The sequence below is a fragment of the Streptomyces griseoruber genome, from assembly GCF_001514205.1.
GTDB classification, from domain to species: Bacteria; Actinomycetota; Actinomycetes; order Streptomycetales; family Streptomycetaceae; genus Streptomyces; species Streptomyces griseoruber.
Genome location: NZ_KQ948765.1, coordinates 242,407 through 260,655, shown reverse-complemented (window position 1 = coordinate 260,655; position 18,249 = coordinate 242,407). Strand labels below are relative to the sequence as shown.

General features: G+C 72.8%; 14 protein-coding genes. 10 read left to right on the top strand and 4 right to left on the bottom strand.

Annotated features, from left to right (window positions below):
- Positions 1-69 precede the first annotated feature (69 nt).
- The gene (locus tag AQJ64_RS47850) at positions 70-696 is read left to right on the top strand and encodes a hypothetical protein (RefSeq protein WP_055638835.1); all 627 of its coding nucleotides are present in this window, start codon (positions 70-72) and stop codon (positions 694-696) included.
- A 3-nt stretch (positions 697-699) separates the two neighbouring features.
- On the opposite strand, the gene AQJ64_RS09400 is transcribed toward AQJ64_RS47850, so the two are convergent.
- Complete coding sequence (locus AQJ64_RS09400; protein WP_055638843.1) at positions 700-1,245, bottom strand: TetR/AcrR family transcriptional regulator; 546 nt, start codon at positions 1,243-1,245, stop codon at positions 700-702.
- Between the two features lie 138 nt (positions 1,246-1,383).
- Here AQJ64_RS09400 and AQJ64_RS09395 point away from each other — a divergent pair, with 138 nt between their 5' ends.
- The 3 genes from AQJ64_RS09395 to AQJ64_RS09385 all read left to right on the top strand — a co-directional run bounded on the left by AQJ64_RS09395 (position 1,384) and on the right by AQJ64_RS09385 (position 3,402).
- On the top strand, positions 1,384-1,845 hold the full coding sequence (locus tag AQJ64_RS09395) for a nuclear transport factor 2 family protein (RefSeq protein WP_059202562.1): 462 nt from the start codon (positions 1,384-1,386) through the stop codon (positions 1,843-1,845).
- A gap of 9 nt (positions 1,846-1,854) precedes the next feature.
- Complete coding sequence (locus tag AQJ64_RS09390) at positions 1,855-2,361, top strand: flavoprotein (RefSeq protein WP_059202561.1); 507 nt, start codon at positions 1,855-1,857, stop codon at positions 2,359-2,361.
- 72 nt (positions 2,362-2,433) lie between these two features.
- A complete protein-coding gene (locus AQJ64_RS09385) occupies positions 2,434-3,402 on the top strand; it encodes an aldo/keto reductase (protein ID WP_055631626.1) in 969 nt (322 codons plus the stop codon).
- Between the two features lie 89 nt (positions 3,403-3,491).
- Here AQJ64_RS09385 and AQJ64_RS09380 read toward each other — a convergent pair whose 3' ends face one another.
- The gene (locus tag AQJ64_RS09380; protein WP_055631625.1) at positions 3,492-4,265 is read right to left on the bottom strand and encodes a phytanoyl-CoA dioxygenase family protein; all 774 of its coding nucleotides are present in this window, start codon (positions 4,263-4,265) and stop codon (positions 3,492-3,494) included.
- A gap of 62 nt (positions 4,266-4,327) precedes the next feature.
- Here AQJ64_RS09380 and AQJ64_RS09375 point away from each other — a divergent pair, with 62 nt between their 5' ends.
- On the top strand, positions 4,328-5,251 hold the full coding sequence (locus AQJ64_RS09375; protein ID WP_055631624.1) for a helix-turn-helix domain-containing protein: 924 nt from the start codon (positions 4,328-4,330) through the stop codon (positions 5,249-5,251).
- Positions 5,252-5,569: 318 nt separating this feature from the next.
- Positions 5,570-7,588 carry an RICIN domain-containing protein gene (locus AQJ64_RS50040; RefSeq protein ID WP_055631623.1) on the top strand — a complete coding sequence of 673 codons (2,019 nt, stop codon included), beginning with the start codon at positions 5,570-5,572 and terminating at the stop codon, positions 7,586-7,588.
- A 17-nt stretch (positions 7,589-7,605) separates the two neighbouring features.
- On the opposite strand, the gene AQJ64_RS09365 is transcribed toward AQJ64_RS50040, so the two are convergent.
- Positions 7,606-8,874 carry an SLC13 family permease gene (locus AQJ64_RS09365; protein WP_206189600.1) on the bottom strand — a complete coding sequence of 423 codons (1,269 nt, stop codon included), beginning with the start codon at positions 8,872-8,874 and terminating at the stop codon, positions 7,606-7,608.
- A gap of 156 nt (positions 8,875-9,030) precedes the next feature.
- Positions 9,031-11,397, bottom strand: a complete 2,367-nt coding sequence (locus tag AQJ64_RS09360; protein WP_055631622.1) for a SpoIIE family protein phosphatase — start codon at positions 11,395-11,397, stop codon at positions 9,031-9,033.
- Positions 11,398-11,698: 301 nt separating this feature from the next.
- Here AQJ64_RS09360 and AQJ64_RS09355 point away from each other — a divergent pair, with 301 nt between their 5' ends.
- The 4 genes from AQJ64_RS09355 (at position 11,699) to AQJ64_RS09340 (ending at position 17,873) form a co-directional block, all read left to right on the top strand.
- On the top strand, positions 11,699-14,782 hold the full coding sequence (locus tag AQJ64_RS09355) for a glycoside hydrolase family 2 TIM barrel-domain containing protein (RefSeq protein ID WP_055631621.1): 3,084 nt from the start codon (positions 11,699-11,701) through the stop codon (positions 14,780-14,782).
- A 133-nt stretch (positions 14,783-14,915) separates the two neighbouring features.
- A complete protein-coding gene (locus AQJ64_RS09350; RefSeq protein ID WP_055631629.1) occupies positions 14,916-17,162 on the top strand; it encodes a glycoside hydrolase family 9 protein in 2,247 nt (748 codons plus the stop codon).
- A gap of 84 nt (positions 17,163-17,246) precedes the next feature.
- Positions 17,247-17,492 carry a hypothetical protein gene (locus AQJ64_RS09345; RefSeq protein WP_055631620.1) on the top strand — a complete coding sequence of 82 codons (246 nt, stop codon included), beginning with the start codon at positions 17,247-17,249 and terminating at the stop codon, positions 17,490-17,492.
- A gap of 3 nt (positions 17,493-17,495) precedes the next feature.
- Entirely contained in the window at positions 17,496-17,873 is a 378-nt protein-coding gene (locus tag AQJ64_RS09340; RefSeq protein WP_055631619.1) for a hypothetical protein, read from the top strand.
- The last annotated feature ends 376 nt before the right edge of the window (positions 17,874-18,249 follow it).

The following is an 18,249-nucleotide window of genomic DNA, read 5'->3' as shown; positions in this document are numbered from 1 at the left end:
GGGTTGCTGCACACGGCCCAGTGGGCCAGGGTCGACGGGGGAACCGGATCACCGTGCGGAGGCCCCGACATGCCCGTGCTCTTCTTCGACATCGGAGCGACCCTCGCGGACGCGGCCGTCGAGGCCGACGGCTCCCTGACTCTCCGGCCCCGGCCGCGCGTCCTGGCCGTGCTCGACGCCTTCGCCCGGACGCGCAAGGGGATCGTGTCCAACCCCGGCCCGGGCGAAGACGCCGTCGCCCGGGCCGGGGCCGCCCTGCACGCCGCGTTCCCGGGCCGCTTCCCCGACGAGGCGCTGGTGCTCTGGGGTGCGAAGAACAGCCCGGCGATCTTCGAAAGGGCCGTCGCGGCCACCGCCCGCGACGGGGGCCCGGCGGTGCCGGCCGACGCATGCGTGTTCGTCGGCGAGGACGCCCGGGAGCGCGCCTTCGCCGCACAGGCGGGGCTGCGCACCGCACCCCACCCCGTCCTCACCCTCGCCGCGGTGGAGGGACGACCCGTGTTCGAGGCCCGCATCGCACTCCCGGCGGGGCGTGGGCCGGCCGACCTGGAGGCGGTCGCCGGTACGACGGAGGCCGTACCGCTGCCCGGCGACGGCCGGCGCCTCGTACCGGCACTGGTGAGCGTGCTCGGCGCCGGCGTCCTCGACCGCGCCGGATTCACGGTCGACCTGCGCGATCCCCTGCCCCTCGCCTGACCCTCACCCCAGCAGCAACCGGGCCGCCTCCCGCGCCTCGGCGGCCGGTGCCGCCGCCCCGTCGATCCCGGCCGTCACCATCGCGCCCTCGGCCAGCAGGAACAACGGCCCGGTCAGGGCGCCGGGCAGCCCGGCGTCGGCGACCAGCGCGCCGAGATACTCCCGGAACGCCCGCTTGTGCGCCCGTACCCGCTCCGCCACCCGCTCGGAGGTCGCGCCCAGTTCGCCGTACGCGTTGACCCACGCGCAGCCCCGGAAGTCCGGCTCGGCGAACCACTGCGCCAGCCAGTCGAACACCGCGAGGATGCGCTCCCGGGGCTCCTCCCGCCGTGCCACGAACTCCGCGAGCCGCCCCCGCCAGCGCAGGTCCCGGCGCTCCAGATAGGCATCCACCAGCAGTTCCTTCGCGGGGAACAGCTGATACAGCCGCTTGAGCGAGACCCCCGAGGCGGCCCGCACCTCGTCCATTCCCACGGACTGCACACCCCGCCCGTAGAACAGCATCTCCGCGGCGTCGAGCGCCTGTTCACGGGCCGTCGCGCCGTCCATGGCCACCATCACCGTGCTCCTGATCCTCCTCGCCGGGTCCTCCTTGACGGGGAGAACGCCCGTTCTCTACGTTGGCAGCGTACCGGAGAACGCACGTTCTCCGCGTGCCGCCGCAGCCGCACCCCCAGGAGGAGCCCCATGTCCGACCCCCGTCCGCCCTTCCCGCCCTTCACCCGGGAGACCGCCGCACAGAAGGTCCAGGCCGCCGAGGACGCCTGGAACACCCGCGACCCGCACCGCGTGGCGCTCGCCTACTCCGAGGACTCCGTCTGGCGCAACCGCGACACCTTCCTCACCGGCCGCGCCGCGATCGTCGACTTCCTGACCGCCAAGTGGGCCCGCGAGCGCGAGTACGCCCTGCGCAAGGACCTGTGGGCGTTCGACGGGAACCGCATCGCCGTCCGCTTCCAGTACGAGTCGCGGGACGCCGACGGCCACTGGTGGCGCTCCTACGGCAACGAACTCTGGGAGTTCGACGAGCGCGGCCTGATGACCCGCCGGGAGGCCGGCATCCACGACGTACGGATCGACGAGGGGGACCGCCGCTTCCACGGCCCGCGCCCCGAGTCCGAGCGAGGGCTGTCCTTCCCGCTCGCATAGGGTTCCCGGGTGACCGCACCGGACGAGAAGCCGCCCTTCCTCTACGTCGTCGTCTGCGCCGCCGGTATCGCCTCGGGCGTCGGCACGCTGATCACCGCAGCCCAGGAGCGGGAATGGCAGGTCGGGGTCATCGCCACCCCGCACGCCATGAACGGCTTCTTCGACACGGCCGCCGTCGAGGCACAGACCGGCCGGCCGATCCGCTCCGCCTGGCGCAGCCCGGGGGACCCGCGCCCCTTCCCCGACCCGGACGCGGTCGTCGTCGCCCCGGCCACCTTCAACACGGTCAACAAGTGGGCGGCCGGCATCGCCGACACCCTCGCCCTCGGCACCCTGTGCGAGGTGACCGGCCAGGGCGTCCCGGTCGGCGTCCTGACCTGCGTCTCCGCCGGCCTCGCCGCCCACCCCGCCTACCGGGACAGCCTCATACGGCTGCGCGGTACGGGCGTCCGCTTCGGACCTCCCCACCAGGGCGGGGAGTTCGGCTGGGAACGGGCGCTGGACCTGGTGGAGTGAGTCACCCGGGGGAGCGGCCCGCGCCGACGTAGGCTCCCCTTCGTACTCCCCACCGAGTCAGGAGCAGCATCGATGCAGTACGTGAAGCTCGGTTCGACGGGCCTGGACGTGTCGCGGATCTGTCTGGGCTGCATGACCTACGGCCTTCCCGACCGGGGCGCGCACGAGTGGACCCTCGACGAGGAGGCCTCGCGTCCGCTGATCCGCCAGGCGCTGGACGCCGGCATCACCTTCTTCGACACCGCGAACGTCTACTCCGACGGCACCAGCGAGGAGATCGTCGGCCGGGCGCTGCGCGACTTCGCCCGCCGCGACGAGATCGTCCTCGCCACGAAGGTGCACGGCCGGATGCGCCCAGGCCCCAACGGCGGCGGGCTGTCCCGCAAGGCTGTCCTGTCCGAACTCGACCACAGCCTGACCCGCCTGGGCACGGACCACGTCGACCTCTACCAGATCCACCGTTACGACCCCTACACCCCGGTCGAGGAGACGATGGAGGCGCTGCACGACGTCGTCAAGGCGGGCAAGGTCCGCTACATCGGAGCGAGTTCGATGTACGCCTGGCAGTTCTCCAAGATGCAGTACACCGCCGAGCGGCACGGCTGGACGACATTCGTCTCCATGCAGAACCACTACAACCTCCTCTACCGCGAGGAGGAGCGCGAGATGCTGCCGCTCTGCGCCGACCAGGGCGTGGGCGTCCTGCCCTGGAGTCCCCTGGCCCGGGGCCGCCTCACCCGCGACTGGGGAGTCCCCACCGAGCGCAGCGCCACGGACACCTTCGGCAGCACCCTCTACCTCGAGGGCGACCACACCATCGTCGAGGCGGTCTCCCGTATCGCGGCCGACCGGGGCGTCCCCCGCGCGCAGGTGGCCCTTTCCTGGCTCCTCCACCAGCCCCAGGTGACGGCCCCGATCATCGGCGCCTCGAAGCCCCGGCACATCGAGGACGCGGTGGCGGCGGTGCAACTGCAGCTGACCGAGGAGGAACGGGAGGAACTGGAGCGCCCCTACAGCCCCCATCCGATCGCCGGCCACTGAAGCGCCCCTTCAGGGGCGCGGGGCTGTATCGATGTGCGGCTCCGCCGCGTGGGCGCGGCCGGCCCCACGGACCCGCACCCGCCACACCACTAATGCGGCCCCATCGGCGACGCGAACTCCGTCCCGCAGGGCCCCGCCCCCTCACTCTCCTCCAAGGGAACCCGCGCCCCACTCATGGACATGGTCCGGTAATACCGCCCGATCCGCTCCGCCGACCGCCCCACGTAATGCCCGATGAACGACCGCCGGAACCGATCCCCGCTGCGGTTCGGCGGAGACCCGTGCACCAGACTCCCGTTGAAGAACAGCACATCCCCCGGCGCCATATCGACCGGCACGGGCGCCAGCCCGGCCGGCGGCGCCACATACTCCCGCGCGAACGACACCTCCGCATCCGCCTCCTCCGGACAGAACACCTCCATCCGATGCGTACCGGGAACGACTTCCAGCCCCCCGTTCCCACGATCGATCTCGTCGCACGCCAGCCAGGCCGCCACACAGGTGCCCGGCTCCACCCGCAGATAGAAGTTGTCCTGGTGCAGCGCCTGCCCCCGCGCCCCCGGCGGCTTGAAGTAGAACATGCTCTGCGCGGCCAGCACCTCCTCGCCCAGCAGCGTCTCCAGCACCTCCCGCAACCGCCCGTCCAGCAGCACCCGCCGGGCGAGCGCACTGATCTCGTGCGGATGCATCACCCTCGGGAACCGGTCCAGCGGATCGTCCCCGGAGCGCGGCTCGAAGTGCCCCGGCACCGCCCGCCCCGCCGCCTGGAGCCCCGCGAACTCCGCCCGCAGGCGCTCCACTTCGTCGGGTCCGAACAGCCCCCGGACCACGGTGAAGCCGTCCTCCTCGTACTGCCGCAGCATGTGTGTCCTCCTCGATCGGGTCCCCTTATGGTGAGGCGGACCCGGCCCACCGGAGGATGCCCATGCCTGCTGACGACCTGCCCACCGCTGCCGGGACCGGGGACCCCTCGCCGCCGCCCGGTCTGGTGGTGGCGGCCCACTTCGACGAGGGCCCCGGGTACGGCGTCGACCGGCCCGGGGGATCGGACAGTTGGCTGTTCACCTGGACGACCGGCGGCCGGGGCCGGCTGCGACAGGGCACGAGCGAGGTCCGGGCCGGTGCCGGTGATCTGGTCGTCCTCGCACCGGGTGTCCCGCACGGTTACGCCGTCGAACCCGGGGCCCCCCACTGGCGGTTCTGGTGGGCGCACTGCCAGGCCCGCCCCTCCTGGACGCCCTGGCTGCGCCCGTACGGCACCGACGACGGCCTGTACGCCGTGACCCCCGTACCGGAGGCCCTGCACCCGCGCGTCGAGGCAGCGTTCCGGCGCCTGTACGCCGATGCCGGCTGGACCGGGGGAGCCGAGGAGGCACCGGAGGGCTCCGGCATCGTCGTGGCACACGGCACCACCGCGCGTGAACTCGCCCTGTGCGCACTGGAGGAGGCCGTCCTGCTCACCACGGCCGCCGCCCGTGCGCCCCTCCCGCCGCCCGGCCTCGACGAGCGTGTCCGGCGGGTCCAGGCGCTCCTCGCCGCCGACCCCGGCGCCCCGCACACCGTCGACTCGCTCGCCGCCCGGGTCGCGCTGTCCCCCTCCCGGCTGTCCCACCTCTTCACCGAGCAGACCGGCCAGTCCCCGATGCGGGCCCTGCGCGAGGCACGGCTGCGGCACGCCGCCCGGCTGCTGGAGGGCACCGACCTCCCCGTGGAACGCGTCGCGGCGGCCTCCGGATTCGTGAGCCCCTTCCACTTCACCCGGGTGTTCCGCGCCCGCTACGGCAGTCCGCCGGGCGCGTACCGGGACGGAATACGCTCCACAATGGACGTCCCGGGAAACCGACCCTGAATACGACGGCAAAAGGGGACACCGATGCCGGGACCCTCCCGAACTCCTCCAGTGCCTTGACGTTTCGTCAATTCCTGGGCCCCGCACACGGCGCACGAAACCGCGAGATCTCTTGTTCCTCCAGGTCCGGCTGTGCGAAGGTGTGGCGTGTCGGCGCACGGACAACGTTTTCTCCTCTGTGCGCGCGAGGCCCCTGTGTTCCGTCACACCCCCACGCTTCACAAGAGCCAGCTCCTCCGCTGACCTCACAGGTGTCGAACCCTGCCTATTGCCGCATGTCCCGTTCCCCCCGGACATGCCTCCAGGAGGAATGCAGCCGTGAATGACGCAGGCCTGTCGAATTCCCCTTCGGCTCGCCGCCTCGACGCGACGGACGAACAGCTGAGCGCGGAACTGACCCAGTGGACGGGGGAGTCGCCCGCACTGCACCCCGTCGGTGAGTTGCTGGACCGGCACTGGGAGGCGGTCTTCGCCTACGCACGGCTGTGCACCGACGGCGAACGCGCGGCCGGCATGCTCACCACCGCCGCCTTCACCCGGCTGTTCGGCGCGACCCAGCACCAGGACGGACCGACCGCCGCCTGGCGCCCCCATCTGCTGGCCACCGTCCGCCGGCTGGCCGCCGAGTGGGACGCCGACGGCCGCCGTGACCTGCTCCACCCCGCCCTGCGCGTCCAGGACGCCGACGACACCCCGGTCGCCGCCCGGCTGCTCCCGCCGGCCAACCGGCGCATGATCGCCCGCGCCTTCCACCGGCTGCCCCAGTCGGCCCGCTGTCTGCTCTGGCACACCGAGGCCGAGGCCGAACCCCTCGCGATCCCCGCCGGGCTGCTCGGCCTCGACGAGGAGGGCGCCCACGTCGAACTGCGCCGCTCCCGCGAGCGGCTGCGCGAGGAGGTCCTCCAGGTCCACCGCGAGCAGGCCACCGACGACGCGTGCCACCGCTACCACCGCCTGCTGGACGTCACCTGCCGCCGTGGCGGCATGGACATCGACCCCGACCTGCGCGGCCACACCGAGCAGTGCCGGCACTGTGCGCACACCGCCGACCAGCTCCTGCAGTTCGAGGGCCTCCTCGGCGTCGCCCTGGCCGAGGGCATCCTGGGCTGGGCGGCCGGCGCCTACCTGGAGGGCCGGGCCACCGCGGACGGACGCGAACGGACGGCGGCGCCCGCGCGGGAGCGCCACCCGGGCGCCGTCGGCGAGGCCTTCGACGGCGAACCGGCCACGCCCCGGATGCCCGCCGAGGCCCCGGCTCAGGGCCTCGCGTCCGGTGCGCAGGGCGGGGCCGGGACGCCCCGGCCGGCGGCCGGTCCCGGCTCCGGGGCCGAGCTCGCGCTCCGTCCCGCGTCCCGCCGCTCGGACCGGAAGGCGGCCCGCCGGGTCCGCCGCCGCAACCTCACCGCCGCCGTCCTGACGGTCAGCGGCATGGTCGTCCTCCCGCTCGTGGTGTGGGCCGCCCTCGGCTCCGACGGCGGCACCGGCCCGACCGCGGGCGAGGGCACGAAGACCCCCTCGGCGGGCACCGACACCGCCACCGACAGCCCGTCCTGGATCGCCGACCAGGAGACCCAGGGCACCCTGCACGGCCGGCTGCACAACGTCGCCTCCGGGCTGTGCATCGGGATCGCCGGCGGCAAGGCGGCCAAGGGCGCCGACACCGAGCTGGCCGCCTGCTCCTCCGACGCCGGCCAGCAGTGGACGTACGAGACCGACGGACTGCTGCGCAGCGCCGCCGACCCGAACCTGTGCCTCGACTCCCACCTCGGCTACGCCGTGCGGCTCGGCGAGTGCTCGGACTCCTCCGCGGGAACCGCCAAGAACGTCCGGTACGACTTCACCCTCCAGGGCACGCTCGTCCCGCGCTCCGACCAGAACCTGGCCCTCGCCCCCGCCGCCACCGACGGCTCGGGAGCCCTGGTCCTGAAGAACCGCGCGAACGGCACCTCCCAGCGCTGGGTGATCGACACCTCACAGCCCGACCCGCAGATGGAGTTCGTCAACTGGGGCGCCGACGACGCCGGGTCCGCCGGCCCGACGCCGACCCCCAAGGCGGCCACGCCCAAGTCGGCCGACCCGACCCCCTCGGCCACCCCGACGACGAAGAGCTCCTCGGGCACCTCCTCGTCGGGCAGCTCCCCCTCGGGCACCTCCTGCTCGTACTCCTCCTGGTACTACTGCACCTGGGGCGGCAAGGACGGCGGCTCCGGATACGGCTACGGCGGCTCCGGCTACGGGAGCGGCGGCTACGGGAGCGGCGGGTACGGGAGCGGCGGCTACGGGAGCGGCGGGTACGGCTCCGGCAACGGTTACTCCGGCGGCGGCGGACGCCGCTGACACCGGCCGCGGCCGTCTCAGACCACCTGGAGGGACGCCCACAGCGCCACGACCGCCGCACCCAGCGTGACCGGCACGGTGAGCAGGCCCAGCCGTGTGAACTCCCCGACCTCGACGTGCTCCGCGCGCTCCTGCACCACCCGCCGCCACAGCAGGGTCGCGAGTGAGCCGGCGTACGTCAGGTTGGGGCCGATGTTCACCCCGAGGAGCACCGCGAGGACGGCCCCGGTCCCGGCCGGGGCCGCCAGCGGGACCAGCACCAGGACCGCCGGCAGATTGTTGATCAGGTTGGCGAGCACGGCGGCCACCGCGGCCGCGCCGAGCAGCGCGAGCAGCCCCGAGCCGTCCGGCAGGGCGTGCCGCAGCGCCTCGGCGAGCCCGTTGTCGACGACCGCCCGGACGACGATCCCGAGCGCGAGCACGAACGCCAGGAAACCGGGCGCCGCCGACCGCACCACCGCCACCGGCGTCACCCGCCGCCGCGCCAGCGCCCGCCCGGCCATCACCAGCGCGCCCGCGAGCGCCGCCCACGCCGGTTCGATCCCGAGCGCCGAGGCCACCACGAACCCGGCCAGCGTGCACCCCACCGTGACCAGCGCGAACAGCGGCAGCTCGGGCGCCGGACCGGCGTCGGACACGGCGTCGGACACGGCGTCGGACGGCTCGGCGGGCAGGTCGTCGGCGAAGAAGCGCCGGAAGACCGCGTACTCCAGGCTCACCGCGACCAGCCACGGCAGCGCCATCAGCGCCGCGAACCGGGTGAAGCTCAGCCCGCTCGCGGTGAACGCCAGCAGGTTCGTCAGATTCGACACCGGCAGCAGCAGGGAGGCCGTGTTGGACAGATGCGCGCAGGCGTAGACGTGCGGCTTGGAGCGCACCCCCATCCGGGCGGCCGTGGCGAACACCACCGGTGTCAGCAGCACCACCGTCGCGTCCAGACTGAGCACGGCCGTGATGACGGAGGCCAGCACGAACACCGCGGTCAGCAGCCGCCGGGGCCGCCCCGCCGCCCGCCTCGCCATCCACGCCCCGCACGCCGTGAAGAGCCCCTCGACATCACACAGGTGCGCCAGCACCAGCACCGCCGCGAGAAACCCGACGACCGGCCCCAGCCGCTCGGCCTCCGCCAGCGCATGCCCCGGCGAGATCGCCCCCAGCCCCACGGCCACGACAGCGGCCGGAACGGCGACGAACGCCTCCGACCGCCCGGCAGGACGCAGGACGGCCCACGCGAGGGAGGCGACGAGCAGCGCGGCGGACAGAATTTCGGCGAGCGGGGTGTTCAGGGCAAAACTCCGGAGGACGGTCGGATGACGGTTCAGGGCCCGTCCACCCACCAAGGGGCGCGGGGCCGCAGGGAATGTGCGGCTCCGCCGCGCGGGCGCGACCAGCCCGAGAGGGCCCGCACGCGCCGTCCAACCTAACCCACCACCACGTACGCCCTATTCCTCCTCGAAGAGCCCCAGCTCCGCCCAGATCGTCTTCCCCTCCGCGGTGTGCCGACTGCCCCACCGCTGCGTGAGCTGCGCGACCAGCAACAATCCCCGCCCACCCTCGTCCCATGTCTTCGCCCGCCGCAGATGCGGCGCGGTGTGACTGGTGTCGGACACCTCACAGATCAACGTCGTGGCGTCGTGGATCAGCCGCAGCCGTATCGGATGGGCCCCGTACCGGATCGCGTTGGTGACCAGCTCGCTCACCACCAGCTCGGCCGTGAACGACGCCTCACTCATCTCCCAGCGCGCGAGCTGCTCGACGACCTGCTTGCGGATCGGCGCGACCAGCGCCGGGTCGGCGGGAATGTCCCAGGTCGCGACCTGCGCCGCGGGCAGCCCCCGGGTGCGTGCCAGCAGCAGCGCCACGTCGTCGGCGACGCCCCCGGCCGGCAGCAGGGCGTGCAGCACCCGGTCGCAGGTCTCGTCCAGGGAGTCCGAGTACACGGCGAGGGCCTCGCTGAGCAGCCGGTGACCGGCCTCCGCGTCCCGCTCGCCGGACGCGAGCAGCCCGTCCGTGTAGAACGCGAGCACACTGCCCTCGGCCAGTTCCAGCTCGGCCGACTCGAACGGCAGCCCACCGACGCCCAGCGCGGGACCGGCGGGCAGATCGATCCGGTGCGGTGTGCCGCCCGGCCGCAGCAGCAGCGGCGGGGGGTGTCCGGCCCGGGCCATCGTGCACCGCCGGGACACCGGGTCGTACACCGCGTACAGACAGCTCGCGCCGACCTCGCCGGGGCTGCCCTCGCCGCCGGCCTCCTCGGACAGCCGTACGACGAGATCGTCGAGGTGGGTGAGCAGCTCGTCGGGGGCCAGGTCGATGTCGGCGAGGGTGCGCACGGCGGTCCGCAGCCGGCCCATGGTCGCCGAGGCCTGGATGCCCTGGCCGACCACGTCCCCGACCACCATGGCGACCCGCATCCCCGACAGCGGGATGACGTCGAACCAGTCGCCGCCCACCCCGGCGCGCGCGGCCGGCAGATAGCGGGAGGCGGCGTCGACGGCGACCGTCTCGGGCAGGGACCGCGGGAGCAGGCTGCGCTGGAGGGCGAGGGCCGTGTCGCGCTCGCGGGAGAAGCGGCGGGCGTTGTCGACGCAGACGGCCGCCCGGGCGGTGATCTCCTCGGCGAGCAGCACGTCGTCCGGGGTGAAGGGGTCCGGCCGCCGGTAGCGGGTGAGGACCGCGACGCCCAGGGTCGCCCCCCGGGCCCGGATCGGCACCGACATCGTGGAGTGGATGCCGAACTCGCGCACCCGCTCGCCGCGCAGGGTGTCCCAGGCCAGCCAGGCGTTCAGCTCGTCCACGGAGGCGACGATGGTGCGGCCCGCGATCAGCGAGTCGGCCTGCGGCGAGCCGGCCGGATAGAGCAGGACGTCCCCGGGCTTGGCCACGGCCATCGGGTTGCCGGGGTTGACGGAGTGGTGCGCGGCCCGGCGCAGCTCCAGCGGGGCGACGAGCCGGGCCGGCGGATCCCCGCCGTCGTGGGGGTCCAGCAGATCGACGCTGACGAAGTCGGCGAGCGCGGGCACGCACACCTCGGCCAGCTCCTGAGCCGTCCGGGTGACGTCGAGGGTGCTGCCGATCCGCACGCTGGCCTCGTTGACCAGCCGCAGCCGCTCGCGGGCGAGGTAGTTCTCGGTGAAGTCGTGCGCGGCGAGGCACACGCCCCGCACCCGGCCCCGGGCGTCGATGACCGGCTTGAACCGTGCCAGCCAGGCGTGCGCCCGCTCCTCGCCGCCGGTGCGGGTGTAGATCTGGACGTCCTCCGCCCGCCCGTTGGCGAGCACCCGGATCATGTGCGTCTCCAGCTCGGCGCTCTGCGGCCGGCCGCCGATCTCGGAGAGCCGGAGCCCCCGGATGCGTTCCTCGGGCAGGCCGATCGCCGCGGCCATCGCGTCGTTGACCCGGACCAGCCGCAGCCGCTCGTCGTAGACGGCCACGGCGCACGGCACCTGGGCCAGCGCGGCCGTGTCCAGGGGGGCGTCGGAGGTGCGGTGACCGTCCGAGGCGAGCGGCGTCACGACGAGCCAGGTGCCCGGGGTGTCGTGGAGGGCCGGGCGGTGGTGGGCGAGCAGCCACACCCGTACGGTCCGGCCGTCCCGGTGGCGCAGGGCGAGTGTGCCGTCCCAGCGGGGCCCGGTGGGCGCCGGAGGCCTTCCCCCGGCCAGCAGCTCGCCGACGGGCCGGCCCACGACCTCGGGCGGTGCCCAGCCCAGCAGGGAGCGGGCACCCTCGTTCCAGCCGACGACCGTGCCGGTGTCGTCGACGACCACCCGGGCCGTCGCGGCCTCGTCGAACGGATACTCCGGGCTCATCGTCGCCACTCCATCGCGGACACTCACAGTGAACAGGCGCGCCACATCCGTTCCAGCCTAGTCCGTCCCGCCCGCGCGCGGACGGGAACCCCCTCGGGGGGCCGGCCGGTCGCGTTCCGGTCGAGGTCAAGGGTCAATTCCGGCCGAACCGGCCCGCCGGATGCAGCGGTCACCCGTGGTGCGTCAAGGCGCCTCCGGCCCCTTGACGGGCAGGAGGGGCTCGTCGTCAGATTCTGTTTGGTCACGATCAGTTGTCAGATCAGTTGTGAGTACTTCTGGGTCCTGAGAGGGAGAGCCGCCAGTGACAGTCACTCGCAGATCCGTCTTGATCGCCTCCGCGGGCGCCCCGGCCGCCGGAGCGCTCCTCGGCAGCCCGGCCGAGGCGGCTCGGGCTGCCGCGCACACCACCGGCCGCCACACGGTCGCCCTGCGCGACGGCTGGCGCTTCGCGCTGGTCAATCCGGGCGGGATCACCGACCCGACCGGCGCGTACGCGGACGCGGCCACCCCCGGCTACGACGACTCGGCCTGGCGCGAGGTGGCGGTCCCGCACGACTGGAGCATCGAGCAGACCCCCACCACCGAGCACGGCACCACCAGCGGCACCGGCTTCTTCCCCGGCGGCCTCGGCTGGTACCGCCTCGCCTTCACGCTGCCGCCCGCCCACGCCGGCAAGCGGATCTCGGTCGAGTTCGACGGCGTCTACATGGACGCCTACGTCTACTGCAACGGCACCGAGGCCGGCCGCCACCCCTACGGCTACACCGGCTTCGCCTTCGACCTGACCGGGCTGCTGCACACCGACGGCAGCACCGAGAACGTGATCGCGGTCAAGGTGCAGAACCGTCTCCCCAGCAGCCGCTGGTACTCCGGCAGCGGTATCTACCGCGAGGCCCGTCTGGTCGTCACGGAACCGGTGCACGTCGCCCGCTGGGGCACGTACGTCACCACCCCCGAGGTCACCGGCGAGCGCGCCCTCGTCCAGGTGGCGACCGCCGTCGAGAACACCTCCGGCGCGGACGCGGAGGTGGAGGTCGTCTCCCGGATCGTCGCGCCGAACGGCCGCACGGTCGCCCGTACCGCCTCCACGGTCACCGTGGGCGAGCGGGCCACCGAGACCCACCGGCTCACCGTGGACCACCCGAGGCTGTGGGACTTCACGGCGCCCCACCGCTACGCCCTGCAGACCGAGCTGAGGGTCGCCGGCCGGGTCACCGACACCTACCGCACCTCCTTCGGCATCCGCACCTTCCGCTTCGACCCGGACGAGGGCTTCTTCCTCAACGGCAGGCACTCCAAGATCAAGGGGGTGGACCTCCACCACGACCTGGGCGCCCTCGGCGCGGCGGTGAACAAGGACGCGATCCGCCGTCAGATGGCGATCATGAAGTCGATGGGGGTCAACGCCTTCCGCACCTCCCACAACCCGCCCTCGCCCGAGATGACCGAGGTCTGCGAGGACCTGGGCATCGTGATGATGGTGGAGGCCTTCGACTGCTGGCGGACCGGAAAGACGCGCTACGACTACGGCCGGTTCTTCGACGAGTGGTGCGAGAAGGACGCCGGTGAGATGGTCCGCGCCGCCCGCAACTCGCCCGCCGTGGTGCTCTGGTCCATCGGCAACGAGATCACCGACTCCACCTCCACCGCCGGTCTCGCCATGGCCGACCGGATCATCGCCGCGATCAGGGCAGCCGACGACACCCGCCCGCTGGTCATCGGCTCCGACAAGTACCGCAACCCGCCCGCCAGGGGATCCGCCGCCGATCTGATGCTGGCCAGGCTCGACGGCCTCGGCCTCAACTACAACACCGCGAAGAGCGTGGACGTGCTGCACGCCGCCTATCCGCACCTGTTCCTCTTCGAGTCCGAGTCCTCCTCGGAGACCTCCACCCGAGGGACGTACCAGGAACCGGAGCACCTGAACACCGGCGAGAACCACACCCCCGGCAAGCGGGCCACCTCGTCCTACGACAACAACCTCGCCTCCTGGACGATGAGCGGCGAGTACGGCCACAAGAAGGACCGGGACCGGAAGTGGTTCGCCGGGCAGTTCCTGTGGTCCGGCATCGACTACATCGGTGAGCCGACCCCGTACAACGTCTTCCCGGTGAAGGCCTCCTTCTTCGGCGCGGTCGACACGGCCGGCTTCCCCAAGGACATGTACCACCTGTTCAGGAGCCAGTGGACGGACGAGCCGATGGTCCATCTGCTGCCGGCCACCTGGAACCACGAGCGGGGCGACACGGTCGAGGTGTGGGCGTACGCCAACGTCGACACCGTCGAGCTGTATCTCAACGGAAAGTCGCTGGGCGTGCGGAGGTTCGACACCAAGACGACCGTCGACGGCCGCGCCTACCTGGAGACCACCGAGGCCACCGGCGACGACAGGACCTTCACCACCGGTCCCTGGCCGGGCAGTTACACCAGCCCCAACGGAAGCGCGGGCAAACTGCACCTGACGTGGGAGGTCGCCTATGAACCGGGGGTGCTCAAGGCGGTGGCGCGGCGCGGCGGCAAGGTGGTCGCCACCGACGTCCTGCGCACGGCCGGCGCCCCGCACGCCGTGCGTCTCACCCCCGACCGCGCGTCCCTTCCGGCGGACGGGCGTTCCCTCGTCTTCGTCACCGCCGATGTCGTCGACGCCCACGGGGTCGTCGTCCCGGACGCCGAGCACCTCATCTCCTTCGCGGTGAGCGGCGGTTCGCTGGCCGGGCTCGACAACGGGCGTGAGGAGAGCGCCGAGCGGTACCAGGCGAGCACCCGGACCGCCTTCCACGGCAAGGCGCTCGCGATCGTGCGCTCGGGCACCGACGCGGGACCGCTGAAGGTGACCGCGCGCGTGGACGGACTGCGCGAGGGCACCGCCACCGTGCGCACCACCCGCGCCCGCTCGGTGGCCGCCACGCCCGCCGCCGAGTTCCCGCCCGCGTACCCCGAGCCCGTGAACCACCCCTACGCGGACGCCAGTTACTCGGGCCGGACCGACACCCTGCCCGCCGCGATGCTGGACGGGAACCCGGCCACCGGCTGGTCCAACGCCTTCGTCAAGCCGGCCACCGCGCTGCTGCCCGCTTTCAGCGGGGCCCGGCCGACGGACTGGGTCTCGGTCGACTGGGGGCGCACCCGGGACATCGACCGGGTGGCGGTCTCCTTCACCGTGGACGCCACGCACAGCCTGCCCGCGGCGGTCGAGGTCGCGGTGGGCGACGGGCAGCGGTACACACCGGTCACCGGGGCGGCCGTGGAGTGGGCCGCCGACTCGGACGCCCCGACCGTCGTCACCTTCGACGCGGTGCGCGGCTCCCGGGTGCGGCTGACGCTCACCAGCGCCGCTCCCGGCACGGTCCAAGGGGCGGTACGGATCAGCAAGCTGGAGGCGTAACCGGGACCGCGGTCCGGGCGGGGGAGGGCTTTCCGTTCTCGTCCGGACCGTTGACGCGGTGTCATGACTGGGACAAGCATATTCCCCGCGCCTGTTTGGGAGCGCTCCCATGACATGGATCGAGGAGCCGGACGTGAAACGACGCAGAACCGCCCTGCTGTCCCTCGCGGCCCTGCTGGGCGCCGCCCTCACCGCGCTGCCCGTGCGGCAGGCGGGTGCCGACGAGGTCGAGCAGGTCAGGAACGGCGGCTTCGACACCACCGCCGACCCCTGGTGGACCAGCAACGTCACCGCCGGCCTGTCCGGCGGACGCCTCTGCGCGGACGTCCCCGGCGGCACCGTCAACCGCTGGGACTCCGCGCTCGGGCAGAACGCGATCACCCTGGTCAAGGGGTCCTCGTACCGCTTCTCCTTCGCCGCCTCCGGGGTGCCCGAGGGCCATACGGTGCGGGCGATCGTGGGGCTCGGGGTCTCCCCGTACGACACCTGGTACGAGGCGACGCCGGTGCTGAGCGCGTCCGGCGACTCGTACGCCTACACCTTCACCTCGCCGGTCGACTCCACCCAGGGGCAGGTCGCCTTCCAGGTCGGGGGCAGCGCCGAGCCGTGGCGGTTCTGTCTGGACGACGTGTCGCTGCTCGGCGGGGTGCCCCCGGAGGTCTACGAGCCGGACACCGGGCCGCGGGTGCGCGTCAACCAGGTCGCCTATCTGCCCGCCGGGCCGAAGAACGCCACGCTCGTCACCGAGGCGACCGCGAAGCTGCCCTGGCAGCTGAAGAACGCCGCCGGGGCGACGGTCGCCCACGGCTGGACCGTGCCGCGCGGCCTCGACGTCTCCTCCGGGCAGCACGTCCACTCCATCGACTTCGGCGCCTACCGGGGGCGCGGCACGGGCCTCACGCTGGTCGCCGACGGCGAGACCAGCCGCCCGTTCGACATCGGCACGGCCGCCTACGAGCAGCTGCGGCTGGACGCCGTGAAGTACTACTACACCCAGCGCAGCGGCATCGCGATCCGGGACGACCTGCGCCCCGGCTACGGCAGGGCGGCCGGCCATGTCGGCGTCGCGCCCAACCAGGGCGACACGAGCGTTCCCTGCCAGCCGGGAGTCTGCGCCTACGACCTCGACGTCAGCGGCGGCTGGTACGACGCGGGCGACCACGGCAAGTACGTCGTCAACGGCGGGATAGCCACCTGGGAGCTGCTCAGCACCTACGAGCGCTCCCTGCACGCCCGCACCGGCCGGCCCTCGACGCTGGGCGACGGCACCCTCGCCCTCCCCGAGAGCGGCAACAAGGTCCCGGACATCCTCGACGAGGCCCGCTGGGAACTGGAGTTCCTGCTGAGGATGCAGGTACCGGACGGACAGCCCCTCGCCGGAATGGCCCACCACAAGGTCCACGACGAGCAGTGGACCGGCCTGCCCCTGCTGCCGAGTGCCGACCCGCAGAAGCGCGAACTGCACCCGCCGACCACCACGGCCACCCTCAACCTCGCCGCCACGGCCGCCCAGGCGGCCCGCCTCTACCGGCCCTACGACAAGGAGTTCGCGGCGAAGGCCCTGACGGTGGCCCGCAAGGCCTGGGCGGCGGCCCTGGCGCACCCCGATGTCCACGCCAGTCCCGACGACGGCAACGGCGGCGGCACCTACGACGACGGCAACGCGACCGACGAGTTCTACTGGGCGGCCGCCGAGCTGTACCTCACCACCGGCGAGAAGCAGTTCGCCGACCACGTCCTCGGCTCCCCGGTGCACACCGCCGACATCTTCGTCCCGGCCGGCTTCGACTGGTCCCGCACGGCCGCCGCCGGCCGCCTCGACCTCGCGCTCGTCCCCAACCGGCTGCCCGGCCGCGACAAGGTGCGCAGGTCCGTGGTGCGGGGTGCCGAAACCTACCTGGCCACGCTCGCCGCACAGCCGTACGGCATGCCCTACGCCCCCGACGGCAACCGCTACGACTGGGGCTCCAGCCACCAGGTGCTGAACAACGCGGTCGTCATCGCCACCGCCTACGACCTCACCGGCGCCTCGAAGTACCGCGACGGAGCCGTCGAGAGCATGGACTACGTCCTCGGCCGCAACGCGCTCAACCTCTCCTACGTCACCGGCTACGGCGAGGTCGCCTCCCACCACCAGCACAGCCGCTGGTACGCCCACCAGCTCGACCCGAACCTCCCGGAGCCGCCGAAGGGCACCCTCGCGGGCGGCGCGAACTCGAGCATCCAGGACCCCTACGCGCAGAGCAAACTCCAGGGGTGCGTCGGCCAGTTCTGCTACATCGACGACATCCAGTCCTGGTCCACGAACGAGACCGCGATCAACTGGAACGCGGCTCTGGCCCGGCTGGCGTCCTTCGTGGCGGACCAGGGCCAGGCATAGCCCGGACACCCCTTTGGTACCGCCCGGACACTCACTTGACCTGGGGATATTTACGAGTAAGTACCCGGGCGGTACCGTGAGGGCATGCCAGCCCTCAATGTGGAGTTCAGCGATCGCGAGCTGGAGGACCTGCGGCAGATCGCCAAGGAACGCGGTACGTCGATGAAGGCACTCGTGCGGGAGGCGGCCGCCGCCGACATCGCGCGGCACCGGGCGCTCCAGGAGGGCGCGGAGGCGTTCCGCCGGTTCTTCTCCGCGCACGCCGACGAGTTCGCGGCCGCGTTCCCGGACGACGAACCCGCCGTCAAGGGCGAGGGGCGGGTCGCCTGACCGATGACACCCGTCATCCACATCGACGTGCCCTGGCTGCTCCAGCGCCACGAAGAGGTCCTGCCGGACCAGCCCACCGTCAACGACTTCTCCGCCCTGGTCGCGGCCGTCGCCCGGCACCGGGTGGATCCGCCCCGGCTCGGCGTCGACTCCGACCCGGCCTGGCGGGCCGCCGCCCTGCTGCACACCCTCGCCCTGCTCAAGCCCCTGCCGTCGGCCAACGCCCGGTTCGCCTGCGCGACCGCGGTGGCCTACATGTTCGTCAGCGGCGTCGGCATCGACCCGCCCTACGGCGCGCTCGTCGACCTCGCCCGTGACCTCATCGACGGCAAGACCGATGTGTACGGCGCGGCGGACCGGCTGCGGTCCTGGCAGATATAGCCGTACCGCACGGTTGTGGGCCGCCGGCCCAGGGCGGGAGGAACAGGGCCGGCGGCCGGGGCGCGCAGAAGAGCCGCCGTCCTGCGCGGGGCCTCCGAGGAAGTGGCCGGGTTCCAGTCCACTACTGCGCCGCACTCCCCGGGAAGGTGCGCGGGAGGCCGGCGCGTGTGTCTGGTTCACACGGGGCGCAAGAACGGACGAAAGGCGTGCCGCGGGGCATTCACGTGCCCTTGTCGTCGACATTTTTTCAACAACGGGCAGGATGTCGCCGCGCCTTGTTGCGCACGACTCAGTTGTGCAATGGTGAACCTTCCGAGCGGGGGGTGACGGCCGGGTCTCTGTGTGACGCCTGTGGGGCGAGTACACGCTCCCCGTC